Origin of the sequence: Flavobacterium terrisoli (assembly GCF_030167905.1) — a bacterium.
Lineage (GTDB): Bacteria > Bacteroidota > Bacteroidia > Flavobacteriales > Flavobacteriaceae > Flavobacterium > Flavobacterium terrisoli.
Genome location: NZ_JARGNA010000001.1, coordinates 350,736 through 363,576 on the forward strand (window position 1 = coordinate 350,736; position 12,841 = coordinate 363,576).

14 protein-coding genes and 1 tRNA gene are annotated in these 12,841 nt (G+C 38.9%); 5 read left to right on the forward strand and 10 right to left on the reverse strand.

Annotated elements, in window-relative coordinates; translation table 11 throughout:
* Positions 1-53: 53 nt before the first annotated feature.
* The 6 genes from accC to pdxA form a co-directional block, all read right to left on the reverse strand.
* Positions 54-1,400: an acetyl-CoA carboxylase biotin carboxylase subunit gene (accC, locus tag P1K33_RS01625; protein ID WP_284651101.1), complete on the reverse strand. Its 1,347-nt coding sequence runs from the start codon at positions 1,398-1,400 to the stop codon at positions 54-56.
* 97 nt (positions 1,401-1,497) lie between these two features.
* The gene (gene accB / locus P1K33_RS01630; protein WP_284651102.1) at positions 1,498-1,980 is read right to left on the reverse strand and encodes an acetyl-CoA carboxylase biotin carboxyl carrier protein; all 483 of its coding nucleotides are present in this window, start codon (positions 1,978-1,980) and stop codon (positions 1,498-1,500) included.
* Positions 1,981-2,004: 24 nt separating this feature from the next.
* The gene (locus tag P1K33_RS01635; protein ID WP_284651103.1) at positions 2,005-3,003 is read right to left on the reverse strand and encodes a beta-ketoacyl-ACP synthase III; all 999 of its coding nucleotides are present in this window, start codon (positions 3,001-3,003) and stop codon (positions 2,005-2,007) included.
* Positions 3,004-3,161: 158 nt separating this feature from the next.
* Positions 3,162-3,356, reverse strand: coding sequence for a 50S ribosomal protein L32 (gene rpmF, locus P1K33_RS01640; protein WP_121312109.1), 195 nt, complete (start codon positions 3,354-3,356; stop codon positions 3,162-3,164).
* A gap of 9 nt (positions 3,357-3,365) precedes the next feature.
* Complete coding sequence (locus tag P1K33_RS01645) at positions 3,366-3,905, reverse strand: YceD family protein (RefSeq protein ID WP_284651104.1); 540 nt, start codon at positions 3,903-3,905, stop codon at positions 3,366-3,368.
* An 85-nt stretch (positions 3,906-3,990) separates the two neighbouring features.
* A complete protein-coding gene (pdxA, locus tag P1K33_RS01650; protein ID WP_284651105.1) occupies positions 3,991-5,037 on the reverse strand; it encodes a 4-hydroxythreonine-4-phosphate dehydrogenase PdxA in 1,047 nt (348 codons plus the stop codon).
* A gap of 60 nt (positions 5,038-5,097) precedes the next feature.
* Here pdxA and P1K33_RS01655 point away from each other — a divergent pair, with 60 nt between their 5' ends.
* Positions 5,098-5,685, forward strand: a complete 588-nt coding sequence (locus P1K33_RS01655; protein ID WP_284651107.1) for a riboflavin synthase — start codon at positions 5,098-5,100, stop codon at positions 5,683-5,685.
* A gap of 43 nt (positions 5,686-5,728) precedes the next feature.
* Here P1K33_RS01655 and P1K33_RS15400 read toward each other — a convergent pair whose 3' ends face one another.
* The 3 genes from P1K33_RS15400 to mce all read right to left on the reverse strand — a co-directional run bounded on the left by P1K33_RS15400 (position 5,729) and on the right by mce (position 6,749).
* Positions 5,729-5,944: an Fjoh_0651 family PID-CTERM protein gene (locus P1K33_RS15400; protein WP_504925943.1), complete on the reverse strand. Its 216-nt coding sequence runs from the start codon at positions 5,942-5,944 to the stop codon at positions 5,729-5,731.
* 223 nt (positions 5,945-6,167) lie between these two features.
* Positions 6,168-6,241, reverse strand: a tRNA-Ile gene (locus P1K33_RS01665).
* Positions 6,242-6,347: 106 nt separating this feature from the next.
* Complete coding sequence (gene mce, locus P1K33_RS01670) at positions 6,348-6,749, reverse strand: methylmalonyl-CoA epimerase (RefSeq protein WP_284651109.1); 402 nt, start codon at positions 6,747-6,749, stop codon at positions 6,348-6,350.
* 166 nt (positions 6,750-6,915) lie between these two features.
* Here mce and rbfA point away from each other — a divergent pair, with 166 nt between their 5' ends.
* Both rbfA and P1K33_RS01680 read left to right on the forward strand, forming a co-directional pair.
* On the forward strand, positions 6,916-7,308 hold the full coding sequence (gene rbfA, locus P1K33_RS01675; RefSeq protein ID WP_284651110.1) for a 30S ribosome-binding factor RbfA: 393 nt from the start codon (positions 6,916-6,918) through the stop codon (positions 7,306-7,308).
* Between the two features lie 3 nt (positions 7,309-7,311).
* A complete protein-coding gene (locus P1K33_RS01680) occupies positions 7,312-8,511 on the forward strand; it encodes an ABC transporter permease (protein WP_284651111.1) in 1,200 nt (399 codons plus the stop codon).
* Here P1K33_RS01680 and dusB read toward each other — a convergent pair.
* Positions 8,508-9,500 carry a tRNA dihydrouridine synthase DusB gene (dusB, locus tag P1K33_RS01685; RefSeq protein ID WP_284651112.1) on the reverse strand — a complete coding sequence of 331 codons (993 nt, stop codon included), beginning with the start codon at positions 9,498-9,500 and terminating at the stop codon, positions 8,508-8,510. The two genes, P1K33_RS01680 and dusB, sit on opposite strands and share 4 nt — an antisense overlap.
* A gap of 171 nt (positions 9,501-9,671) precedes the next feature.
* Between dusB and P1K33_RS01690 the strand changes: the two genes are divergently transcribed.
* Together P1K33_RS01690 and lepA are read left to right on the forward strand one after the other, a co-directional pair.
* The gene (locus tag P1K33_RS01690) at positions 9,672-10,829 is read left to right on the forward strand and encodes a carboxypeptidase-like regulatory domain-containing protein (protein WP_284651113.1); all 1,158 of its coding nucleotides are present in this window, start codon (positions 9,672-9,674) and stop codon (positions 10,827-10,829) included.
* Positions 10,830-10,997: 168 nt separating this feature from the next.
* On the forward strand, positions 10,998-12,794 hold the full coding sequence (gene lepA / locus P1K33_RS01695) for a translation elongation factor 4 (protein ID WP_284651114.1): 1,797 nt from the start codon (positions 10,998-11,000) through the stop codon (positions 12,792-12,794).
* The last annotated feature ends 47 nt before the right edge of the window (positions 12,795-12,841 follow it).

Sequence of the window (12,841 nt, forward strand, 5' to 3'; positions counted from 1 at the left end):
AGAATAAGCAACAAAAAACCCAACTTGAAAAAGTTGGGTTTTTTATTCTCTATTTATTCCGGATCGTTCATTTTAAAACTCTCCATAAACTTCGTAGTGTAATTTCCGGCTACATAATCCGGTTCGTCCATCAATTGTCTGTGGAAAGGAATGGTGGTTTTTACGCCTTCAATGTAAAACTCATCCAAAGCGCGTTTCATTTTGTTGATCGCTTCTTCTCTGGTTTGCGCCGTTGTAATCAACTTGGCAATCATCGAGTCATAATTTGGCGGAATCGTATAACCAGCATAAACGTGAGTGTCCAAACGCACTCCATGTCCGCCCGGCGCATGTAAAACGGTAATTTTACCTGGTGAAGGGCGGAAGTCATTATAAGGATCTTCGGCGTTGATACGACATTCTATTGAGTGTAATTGTGGTAAATAGTTTTTACCTGAAATTGGCACACCAGCAGCCACTAAAATCTGCTCACGAATCAAATCGTAATCGATAACCTGCTCGGTGATTGGATGTTCTACCTGGATACGCGTATTCATTTCCATGAAGTAGAAGTTTCTGTGTTTGTCCACCAAAAACTCTACGGTTCCGGCACCTTCATATTTAATGAATTCTGCTGCTTTTACAGCGGCTTCACCCATTTTTGTACGCAATTCGTCCGTCATGAATGGAGACGGCGTTTCTTCTGTCAATTTTTGGTGACGACGTTGAACCGAACAATCTCTTTCTGATAAGTGACAAGCTTTTCCGTAAGAATCACCAACCACCTGAATTTCGATGTGGCGTGGTTCTTCGATTAACTTCTCCATATACATACCGTCATTGCCAAACGCTGCCGCTGATTCCTGACGGGCACTTTCCCATGCTTTCAATAAATCTTCTTCTTTCCAAACGGCACGCATTCCTTTTCCACCACCACCGGCAGTAGCTTTTAGCATTACCGGATAGCCCATTTCTTTGGCCAGTTTTTGGGTTTGTTCAAATGATTCCAATAAACCGTCAGAACCAGGAACACAAGGAACTCCTGCCGCTTTCATGGTGGCTTTAGCCGAAGCTTTGTCACCCATGCGGTCAATCATTTCAGGTGAAGCACCGATAAATTTGATACCGTGTTCCTGACAAATTTTAGAAAATTTTGCATTTTCAGATAGGAAACCATAACCCGGATGAATCGCATCGGCATTAGTGATTTCGGCTGCCGCAATGATATTGGACATCTTCAGGTAAGATAAATTACTTGGCGGTGGTCCGATACAAACGGCTTCGTCTGCAAATTTTACGTGTAAACTTTCCGCATCGGCTGTTGAATAAACCGCCACGGTCTTGATGCCCATTTCTCTACAGGTTCTGATGACGCGAAGCGCAATTTCCCCTCTGTTGGCAATTAATATTTTTTTAAACATCTTTTTAAGAATTTTAAATTAGAAATTTTAAATTTTAAATTATTATAATTGACAGCTTGCCATCATTTATAATTTATAATTCATAATTTAAAATAGTTTAAGATGGGTCAACTAAGAATAAAGGTTGGTCAAATTCTACCGGAGACATATCGTCAACTAAAATTTTAACGATTTTACCGGAGATCTCCGATTCGATTTCGTTGAACAATTTCATTGCTTCAACCACACAAAGTACGTCACCTTTTTGGATTGTTCCGCCAACTTCCACAAATACCGCTTTGTCCGGAGATGGTTTGCGGTAGAAAGTTCCGATCATTGGTGATTTTATAGTGATGTATTTTGAATTGTCATCAGCAGCAGGTGCAGCAGCAACCGGAGCAGCAGCAATCGGAGCAGGAGCAGCAACCGGAGCAGCAACAGCTTGTTGCATTGGCGCTTGTTGCACGTAAGTGATATCAGGTGTATTTCCTTCTAAAGTCGTTCTGATAGTAATTTTCACATCACCTGTTTCTAACTTTACTTCGGCAACTCCGGAATTGGATACAAATTTGATTAGGTTTTGAATTTCTTTTAAATCCATAATTAGTTAGTTTTAGAATTAGTTTTATTGTTTGTTGTATGCCCATTTTAAATAGATAGAACCCCAAGTGAATCCACCACCAAATGCTGCAAAAATTAAATTATCTCCTTTTTTAAATTGATTTTCGAAATCGCTCAACAACAAAGGTAATGTTGCTGAAGTAGTATTTCCATATTTTTGAATATTTACCAATACTTTATCTTCATCCAGACCCATTCTGTTGGCTGTCGCGTCGATGATTCTTTTATTGGCCTGATGCGCGATTAACCAATTCACATCGTCTTTGGTTAAGTTGTTGCGCTCCATGATTTTTTCACTTACGTCCGCCATTCCTGAAACCGCGTATTTAAAAACTGTTTTTCCGTCCTGAAACACAAAGTGTTGTCCGTTTTCAACCGTTTCGGCTGATGGAGGAAGGATTGAACCACCGGCATCAATTTTTAGGTATTCCCTTCCGATTCCGTCGCTTCTCAAAAACTCATCCTGAAGACCAAGGCCTTCATAATTTGGTTCGAATAAAACCGCGCCGGCACCATCACCAAAGATGATACAAGTTGCTCTGTCGGTATAGTCAATGATAGAAGACATTTTATCGGCACCAATCAAAAGTACTTTCTTGTATCTGCCTGATTGTATGTAGGCAGCTGCGTTTGACATTCCGAAAAGAAAACTCGAACAAGCGGCTTGTAAATCATAAGCAAAAGCGTTTACCGCGCCAATTTGCGTGGCAACATAAACACCGGTAGAAGCCACAGGCATATCCGGAGTTGCGGTCGCCATAATGACCAAGTCGATTTCTTCGGGATTGATATTGGCTTTGGAAATTAGATCTTGAGCGGCTTTGATGGCCATAAAAGAAGTGCCTTTTCCTTTTTCTTTCAAAAGTCTTCTTTCTTTGATTCCGGTACGCGTGGTAATCCACTCGTCATTGGTATCAACCATGGTTTCCAGTACTTGATTTGAGAGTACAAATTCCGGAACATAAGCTCCAACTGCGGTAATTGCGGCTGTAATTGTAGTCATAAAAATGGTATTTTTCCTGTCGGTTTTTTTAAACCGAAAAGTTGTGGAAATTACAAAAAAAAATTATACCTAAGGTGATTAGGATTGGATATTTCTTAAAATTAATTAAAACAAAAAACTCCCACATAGTGAGAGTTTGTTTTGTAAAAAAACCTTAATTAAGCAACAGCCACTGATTTATCAATAACTACTTGTCCTCTGTAATACATTTTACCTTCATGCCAGTAAGCTCTGTGGTATAAATGTGCTTCTCCAGTTACTGGGCAAGTTGCGATTTGAGCAACAGTTGCTTTGTAATGAGTTCTTCTTTTATCTCTTCTCGTTTTCGAAATCTTTCTCTTAGGATGTGCCATTGTACTATATTATTTATCCGTTAATAGTTGTTTTAATTTGTCCCAACGTGGGTCAATATCATCTTCTTTTTTTACTTCTTTTGCGTCTTTGACTTGTAATTCGTTTAATTTTTGCAATGCTTCAGTTTGTAATGTGCCGTCTTTTACGCCGGGATGAACCCTTTTTTGCGGTATGGACAATACAATCATTTCATAAATGTATTGCGATAAATCGATCTGATGTTCACCATGTGGCAAAATCAACAATTCATCATTGTCATTGTTGAATTCGTCACCAAACTGTACTACCAATTTAATTTTTCCTTTAACAGGTAAATCAAATGGTTCTCCGGTTAAGTCACAAGGAACGTTAACGGTTCCTTTGTGTTTAAAGCTGATTTCCAGCATGGTTGTCTTTTTTTCCAAGACCACATCTGCTGTTATGTCGCAACTTTCGAATTCATCAAAACTAAATTCGTCAAAGAACTTTTTGTTTATTTTAAATTCAAACTGATGCTTTCCTAATTTTAACCCTACAAAAGGAATTAAATATTCATTTGTACTTTTCATCTAAACAACAATTTGACCCGAAGTTTCGGGAGTGCAAAGATATAAAATTATTGGAATTCCAATAACCTTATGAACATTTTTTTGTTTATAACTGTTTTTCTTTTGTTTTCAAGGGGTTTTTGCTGATTTCCTGGTATTGAAATCTCGAATTATAGATATCAATCGCAGTATAAATTGCTTCCTTGAACGAATTATGGTCGGCAACTCCTTTTCCGGCAATCTCATATGCCGTTCCGTGATCGGGAGAAGTTCTTACTTTATTTAAACCGGCAGTATAATTTACGCCATTCCCAAAAGACAATGTTTTAAACGGAATCAAACCTTGATCGTGGTAAGTGGCTACCACTGCATCATATTTTTCATATTGGTTACTGCCAAAAAAACCATCAGCAGCAAACGGACCAAAAACCAAAGTGCCTTTGTCGAATAATTTTTTTAAGGTTGGTTTCAAAATTTCATCATCTTCCTTGCCAATTACGCCATTGTCTCCGGCATGCGGATTCAAAGCCAATACCGCAATTTTAGGTTTGTTGATGCCAAAATCCTGAATCAAAGATTGCTTTACGGTTTCCACTTTTTGGGTAATCAACTTTTCAGTCAAATGTTTGGCCACCTCATTTACCGGAATGTGATCGGTTAATAAACCAACTCTCAGATTGTCCTGAACCATCAGCATCAAAGCATTTCCTTCCAATTCCTGGTCTAAATAATCAGTATGTCCCGGGAATTTAAATTCTTCCGATTGAATGTTGTATTTGTTGATTGGTGCCGTTACTAAAATGTCAACCTGGTTTTCCTTTAGGGCTTTGGTGGCGGCAACAAATGATTTTATGGCATACTTACCAATGTTTTCATCGTTGGTTCCGAAATTCAAATCGACACCTTCGCGCCAAATGTTCAGCACATTTACTTTCCCGACAACAACCTGTTCTATTTTATCAATCCCGTGAAGCGGCAAATTTAGCTCCAGTGTTTTTTTGATAAACGAAAGCACTTTTACATTGGCAAAAATAACCGGCGTGCAAAGCTCCAACATTCTGGAGTCTTCAAAAGTCTTAAGGATTACTTCGCTTCCAATACCGTTTAAATCTCCAATCGAAATTCCAACGATTATATTTTCTGCTTTTTTCATAAGAAGGACTAGTTATTTATTGCTAATTTTGAAGTGCAAATTTAGTAAAATAAAACCATAATGTTTACAGGAATAATTGAAACCCTTGGAATTATAAAAGAAATAAAAAAAGACAACGATAATCTCCATGTTACGGTTTCATCATCGATCACCAATGAACTAAAAATAGACCAAAGCGTATCTCATAATGGTGTTTGTCTTACGGTTGTGGCCATTAACAATGACGAGTTTACAGTAACCGCTATCCGGGAAACCATTGAGAAAACAAATCTCGGAGATTGGAAAACGGGAGATTTGATCAATTTAGAGCGCGCGATGAAATTGGGCGACCGATTGGATGGCCATATTGTTCAAGGGCATGTGGACCAAACGGGAGTCTGTAAATCGATTGAGGAAGCCAATGGGAGTTGGTATTTTACTTTTGAATATGAATCCAAATTAAACAATATCACCATAGAAAAAGGATCGATTACGGTTAACGGTGTCAGTCTTACAGTGGTCAATTCAAAAGAAAATGAATTTAGCGTGGCCATTATTCCGTATACCTACGAGTATACCAATTTTAAAAATTTCAAAATTGGCACAAAAATCAATTTAGAATTTGATGTTGTGGGAAAATACGTTGCGAGATTGTACTCTTTGAGATAACAACTTTAAAAATTCGCGCATTTAAAAAGAAAAAAGCATCCTTTTATAGGGATGCTTTTTTTATGTTGGATTTGTAAATTTTATAACAACCGAAGAGTAATGAAATGACCATCAATAACAATACACCTCCGTCCAAAGGCAAGCCTGGCGGCGGTGGAGGAGTTGATGGCGGTGGTGGTGGTGGTGCCGCAAACGCATTTGTTAGCGACAAAAATAACACGGCCAGAATGATGATTTTTCTATTCGGGACAATTTTCATAGTGCGTAAAAGTATAAAAAAAATCTAATCACCAAAATAAATTAATTATTTAATCCATTAAGTTAATAGAAAATTAATGTGCAAAAGTACTTATTCCAGAGCAAATTACTGATTTTATTCTAAAAATAATGACAAAAGCTTATTTCTATAAACGATAAATTTCCCTTTTCGGTTTTTAAAACCGATAAAAAAAGACCTCTTTTTAGGAGGTCTTTCAATTCTGTGGTCCCACTTGGGCTCGAACCAAGGACCACCTGATTATGAGTCAGGTGCTCTAACCAACTGAGCTATAGGACCAGTTTACTTCACTGACTTTTATTGGTTTTGGAGTTCAGTGAATAAAGCCACGGCTTTATTTAGAGGTTGCAATATTACCACTAATTTTTTTTCGTTGCAACTATTTTTATGGTATTTCTTGACAAAGCTCAATCAAAACACCGTTTGTTCCTTTGGGGTGTAAAAACGCAACCAGTTTGTTATCGGCGCCTTTTTTTGGGGTTTCATTGAGAATGATGAAGCCTTCATTTTTCAGGCGCTCCATTTCGGAAACAATATCTTCCACATCAAAAGCGATATGGTGAATGCCTTCGCCTTTCTTCTCCAGGAATTTTGCAATCGGGCTTTCAGGATTGGTGGCTTCGAGAAGTTCTATTTTGTTTGGGCCATTCATAAAAAAGGAAGTTTTTACGCCTTCGCTGGCGACTTCTTCCTCTTTATAAGGTGGATTTCCAAATATTTTTTCAAAGAGCAGATTGGAAGTTTCCAAACTTTTTACAGCAATGCCGATATGTTCTATTTTTTTCATGATTGTGGATTGGAACGACAAAGTTAACAAAAATTCAAATGGTTTCTTTTTTTAGCCCTGATGGCAGTGGCACTAAAGTATAACGAACAGCAGGAAAAGGGCTTCCAAAAAAGCCAAAACTTTCGCTTCTGAGCATTATAAAAATTTAAAATCGTATTTTTGCCCCATGGAAACGAACAGACAGAAAAAAATTGGCAGTGTGTTGCAAAAGGATTTGGTAGATATTCTTCAAGGTGAAGTGCGCAAAAATGGCATTACCAATTTGGTGATTTCAGTTTCTAAAGTGAGCGTAACGACTGATTTATCGATTGCCAAAGTGTATTTGAGCGTTTTCCCGCAGGACAAAGCTGTTGAATTGCTCGAAGCTGTAAAAACCAATGCGCCTTTAATCAAGCACGATTTGTCGCAAAGGGTAAAACTACAATTGCGCAAAGTGCCGAATCTTGCCTTTTACATTGACGATTCGTTGGATTATATCGAAAAGATTGACAATGCCTTAGCGGGCAAAGAAAATCCGATAGAAAACCGTGATCTTTTAGACAAACGCAAGAAGTTTTAAAAGTTGAACTTCTCGCTTTACATAGCCAAACGTTACCTTTTTAGCAAAAGTAAAAACAATGCTATCAATATTATTACGGGTATCGCTTCGGCCGGAATTATCGTAGGCGCCATGGCTTTGTTTGTGGTGCTTTCTGTTTTTAGCGGGTTGCGCGTTTTTAGTTTGTCTTTCTCCAACGATTTTGACCCCGATTTAAAAGTCAATCCGATTGCCGGAAAATCATTTACGTTTTCACCAAATCAGGAAAACCAACTTGCAGCCATAGAAGGAGTTGCTTCTTATAGTAAAGTGGTCGAAGAACGTGTGCTTTTCTTTTTTGACGGCAAAGAACAGGTAACTTATTTGAAAGGAGTTGATGCGAATTTCACTAAAACCAATGTGGTCGATCAGAACCTGGTGAACGGAAAATGGTTAGAACCCAAAACGATACAGGTGGTGATTGGTTATGGCATTTCAGAGAAATTGTCGTTGGGGCTTTTTGATTTCAACAATCCGTTTGAGGTTTATGTACCTAGAAAAGGGAAAGGTGTTATTGAAAGCGAAGCCGAAGCGTTTAACAAAGCCAAGTTGATTCCGATTGGAATTTATGCCATCAGTGAGGATTTAGACAGCAAATATGTGTTTTGTGATTTGAATTTGGCCCAGTATTTATTGGAATTAAAATCAAATCAGATTTCGGGATTGGAAATTAAGCTGAAACCCGAAGCGGAAGAAGCAGTTGTCATTGAAAAACTGAATCAATTTTTCCAAAATAAAGTCGAGATTAAAAACCGGGCACAGCAAAACGCAACCTTATACAAAATGCTGAATACCGAGAATATTGCGGTGTATTTAATCTTTACTTTGGTCATTATCATAGCGCTTTTCAACTTAATCGGCGCACTGATTATGATGGTTTTGGACAAAAAAGCCAATTTGAAGACACTTTACAATCTGGGTTCCGAAATCAAGGATTTGAAGAAAATATTTCTGTTACAAGGCAGTTTGCTGAGTGTTATCGGCGGTGTTATCGGATTGCTTTTGGGGATAATTATTGTCGTCCTTCAACAGCAGTTTAGCCTCGTTATGATTACCGAAACCTTGGCTTATCCTGTGGTTTTCAGTTTTCAGAATGTGTTGATTGTTTTTCTTACGATAGTTTCCCTTGGTATTCTTTCCAGTTGGATTGCGAGTACGAGAGTAACTAAAAAGCTATTGGATTAAACAAACTGATAACCCGAATATACCTCCTGAATTTCATCCAAAGCCTTGAACAAAGCTTCCGCAGATTCAAGCGTAACCAATTTTAAACGGTGCTCCTTAAAGTTGGGTATGCCTTTAAAGTAATTGGTATAATGACGGCGCATTTCCACGATGCCCACGCGTTCGCCTTTCCAGTCCATCGACCAGGTCAAATGATTTCGAGCGGCTTCAATTCGATCCGACATTGTGGGTTGTGCTAAATGCTCTCCGGTTTTGAAATAATGCTTGATTTCGTTAAAAATCCACGGATAACCAATCGCAGCACGGCCAATCATCATTCCGTCAAGTCCGTATTTGTTTTTGTATTCCAATGCTTTTTCAGGCGAATCAATGTCGCCGTTACCAAAGATAGGCATCGTAATTCTTGGGTTTTCCTTAATGCGTTGGATGTGTGACCAATCAGAATGGCCTTTATACATTTGGGCACGGGTTCGGGCGTGAACCGTCAAGGCTTGTACGCCTATATCCTGTAAACGTTCGGCGACTTCATCAATATTGATGGAGTTTTCGTCCCATCCCAAACGGGTTTTCACCGTTACTGGAAGATTGGTTCCCTTGATGACCGCTTTGGTCAGGCGCACCATCAAATCTACATCTTTTAAAACACCGGCGCCGGCGCCTTTGCAGACTACCTTTTTCACCGGGCAACCGAAATTAATATCGACCAAATCGGGCTGCACTGCATCAACAATTCTTGATGACATTTCCATTGCTTCTTCATCACCACCGAAAATCTGAATCCCAACCGGTCTTTCATAATCGAAGATGTCCAACTTCATTCGGCTTTTCATCGCATCGCGAATCAACCCTTCAGAAGAAATAAATTCCGAGTACATCAAATCTGCTCCGTGCAACTTGCACAATCTGCGGAATGGCGGATCGCTCACGTCTTCCATAGGCGCAAGTAACAAAGGGAAATCAGGTAATTCTATGTTGCCGATTTTGGGCATTGATTCAATTTAATTTTTTGCAAAGGTAAAAATCTATTATTAATAACTCTTAAATGATTATTAATCTTCAATTTATGGAAATAAAATTATAAACAAAGTGAATGATATATAAGAAAAAACATTAAATTTGAGTTCTAGTCAACTTTAAACCAACCAATTAAAATTATTATCATGAAAAAACATTTACTAATTCTGCTGTTGTCAGTACTGACTTTGGCGAGCTGTAGTGACGACAACAACCATTCACCAATTCAAAAAACAGGAACGTTAAAAGGCAAAGTAACCACGATTAATACCCATAAGGCGGTTGGTGGCGCTTTGGTTTTTGCTTTTGACGACAACCACAATATTTATCACACTTACACCAATGCCACGGGAGATTTTACTCTGGATGCGCCAGTTGGTAACCGGGTTTTACACATTCAAACCGGGGACGGCTCTAATTTCAGGACTACAATTGATGTGTTGGTGGAAGAAAATCAAACGCAACAATTGGAAGAATCGGCACTAAGACTCGATCAAGTGGCCAATATCGCTTATGTAAGCGGAAGTTATGACAGCATCGAAGATATTATTTCTTCTTTGGGATATCAGGCTGATGCCATAACCTTTAATCAATTATCGGATTACAGCATTGTTTCGCAATACGACGTTATCTTTTTGAACTGTGGTTCCATATCAGGAAGCATTGCGAGTAATGCAGCAGTTACTAATAATTTAGCCGCATTTGTAACCAATGGCGGAAGTTTGTATGCTTCAGATTGGGCAGTTGCTTATTTAATCGGAGGAGATACCAATACAAGTGCCTGTGATGCTCCGGGAGGATTTATTTCAGATACTACGCTTTGCTCTGTTGATGATGGTGATTCAGCAACACTTAGTGCTTTTATTACTAATACGGCCTTGTCGGATGCGATTGGGATTTCCACTTTACCGATAGAATATGATTTAGGTTCCTGGCAAAAAATTATTACAGTAGATGAAACTTTTTGGGAAGTTTTGGTAAGGGAAACCGGCACCGATCAACCTTTGATGATTAGAACTAACCATTTTTCCAATCCAGGTATGGTAGGGAGCAGAGTTGGGAATTCAGAGAATTCAGAATGGATTACGATTTGCCATCAACCAGATGAAAATTCAGAAACTCCAATTACAATTACTATTGACGTCGCAGATTGGCCTGAACATGAAGCCCATGGAGACAGTTTGGGTTCCTGTTCAGGGAACACGATGAGTGGAACCATCTATTATACCACTTTTCATAACCATGCCAATGGAAATATTGGAAACACCCAGTTCATCCTCGAACATGTGATTTTAAATCTTTAAAAAAATGCTCCGTTAAGGAGCATTTTTTATTTAAAACCTTTAGAAAAATAAGTGTTTAATCAATCCAAAACTTTGACTTATATTTGCCGATTAAACGCAGACGCGTTTTTTGCTCACTTCCGTCTATAGGCCGAACCGAGCGAAGCTAAAAATTGACAGATTACGAAGATGAAGAATATTAGAAATTTTTGCATTATTGCACACATTGACCACGGAAAAAGTACGCTTGCGGACCGACTTCTTGGTGCCACACAAACGGTTACCGCTCGTGAAGAGAAAGCCCAATTGCTAGACAATATGGACTTGGAGCGCGAACGTGGCATTACCATCAAGAGTCACGCCATCCAGATGGAATACAAATACAAAGGCGAAGATTATATCTTAAACCTTATTGATACTCCCGGACACGTAGACTTTTCGTATGAAGTTTCGCGTTCGATTGCGGCTTGTGAAGGTGCGTTGTTGATTGTGGATGCGGCTCAAAGCATTCAGGCACAAACGATTTCTAATTTGTATTTGGCTTTAGAAAATGACCTGGAAATCATTCCGGTGTTGAATAAAGTGGATTTGCCGAGCGCTAATCCGGAAGAAGTAAGCGATGACATTATCGATTTGTTAGGCTGTAAATTGGAAGACATTATCCACGCTTCGGGGAAAACCGGTTTTGGGGTGGAAAACATTTTGGCCGCCATTATTGAAAAAATACCGGCGCCAAAAGGTTCGAAAGAAGAGCCTTTACAGGCTTTGATTTTTGATTCACATTACAACCCTTTCCGCGGCATCGAAGTTATTTTCCGTGTGAAAAACGGCGAAATCAAAAAAGGGCAAAAAATCAAGTTCATGGCGACCGACAACGAATACTTTGCGGATGAAGTTGGAACTTTGAAGTTAAACCAAGTGCCGAAGAATGTCATTTCTACCGGCGATGTAGGTTACTTAATATCAGGAATTAAGGAGGCGAAAGAAGTAAAAGTAGGTGATACTATTACCGATGCCAAAACGCCGACAACCAATATGATTACGGGATTTGAGGATGTAAAACCGATGGTTTTTGCCGGAATTTATCCTGTAGACACAGAAGATTACGAAGATTTGCGTTCTTCGATGGAAAAATTGCAGTTGAATGATGCTTCTTTGGTGTTTACACCGGAAAGTTCAGCAGCCTTAGGCTTTGGTTTCCGTTGTGGATTCTTGGGAATGTTACACTTGGAAATCATCCAGGAGCGTTTGGAGCGCGAATATGACATGACGGTAATCACGACAGTTCCCAACGTTTCTTATTTGGCGTATACCAAAAAAGAACCAGATGCAGGTTTTGTCGTAAACAATCCATCCGATTTACCGGAACCATCCAAATTAGACAGGGTAGAAGAACCATTTATCAAAGCCACTATTATTACCAAAGCTGATTATGTGGGCAATGTAATGAGTTTGTGTATTGAAAAACGTGGTGTAATTACCAATCAAACCTATTTAACGACCGAAAGAGTTGAATTGAATTTCGATATGCCTTTGGCCGAAATTGTATTCGATTTTTATGATAGATTGAAAACAGTTTCCAAAGGATATGCGTCTTTTGACTACGCGCCAATTGGCATGAGAGAATCCAAATTGGTAAAACTGGACGTTTTATTGAATTCCCAATCTGTGGATGCGCTTTCTGCCTTGATTCACGAGAGTAACGCTTATAACATTGGTAAAAAAATGTGTGAAAAGCTGCGTGAATTGATCCCAAGACAGCAATTTGACATTCCAATCCAGGCAGCGATTGGCGCCAAAATCATTGCGCGTGAAACCATTAAAGCGTTGCGTAAAGACGTTACCGCCAAATGTTATGGTGGAGATATTTCACGTAAAAGAAAATTGTTGGAAAAACAGAAAAAAGGAAAGAAAAGAATGCGTTTGGTTGGAAACGTAGAGATTCCACAGGAAGCTTTTATGGCGGTTCTGAAACTGAACGACTAGTCCAAGAAAATAGAGAATAGAATATAGAAAAACCCAATGGCGAAAGT

Bases quoted from the DNA above. Each gene is read 5' to 3' on its own strand.
- accC (WP_284651101.1), bottom strand. From the start codon at position 1,400: ATGTTTAAAAAAATATTAATTGCCAACAGAGGGGAAATTGCGCTTCGC.
- accB (WP_284651102.1), bottom strand. From the start codon at position 1,980: ATGGATTTAAAAGAAATTCAAAACCTAATCAAATTTGTATCCAATTCC.
- P1K33_RS01635 (WP_284651103.1), bottom strand. From the start codon at position 3,003: ATGACTACAATTACAGCCGCAATTACCGCAGTTGGAGCTTATGTTCCG.
- rpmF (WP_121312109.1), bottom strand. From the start codon at position 3,356: ATGGCACATCCTAAGAGAAAGATTTCGAAAACGAGAAGAGATAAAAGA.
- P1K33_RS01645 (WP_284651104.1), bottom strand. From the start codon at position 3,905: ATGAAAAGTACAAATGAATATTTAATTCCTTTTGTAGGGTTAAAATTA.
- pdxA (WP_284651105.1), bottom strand. From the start codon at position 5,037: ATGAAAAAAGCAGAAAATATAATCGTTGGAATTTCGATTGGAGATTTA.
- P1K33_RS01655 (WP_284651107.1), top strand. From the start codon at position 5,098: ATGTTTACAGGAATAATTGAAACCCTTGGAATTATAAAAGAAATAAAA.
- P1K33_RS15400 (WP_504925943.1), bottom strand. From the start codon at position 5,944: ATGAAAATTGTCCCGAATAGAAAAATCATCATTCTGGCCGTGTTATTT.
- mce (WP_284651109.1), bottom strand. From the start codon at position 6,749: ATGAAAAAAATAGAACATATCGGCATTGCTGTAAAAAGTTTGGAAACT.
- rbfA (WP_284651110.1), top strand. From the start codon at position 6,916: ATGGAAACGAACAGACAGAAAAAAATTGGCAGTGTGTTGCAAAAGGAT.
- dusB (WP_284651112.1), bottom strand. From the start codon at position 9,500: ATGCCCAAAATCGGCAACATAGAATTACCTGATTTCCCTTTGTTACTT.
- P1K33_RS01690 (WP_284651113.1), top strand. From the start codon at position 9,672: ATGAAAAAACATTTACTAATTCTGCTGTTGTCAGTACTGACTTTGGCG.
- lepA (WP_284651114.1), top strand. From the start codon at position 10,998: ATGAAGAATATTAGAAATTTTTGCATTATTGCACACATTGACCACGGA.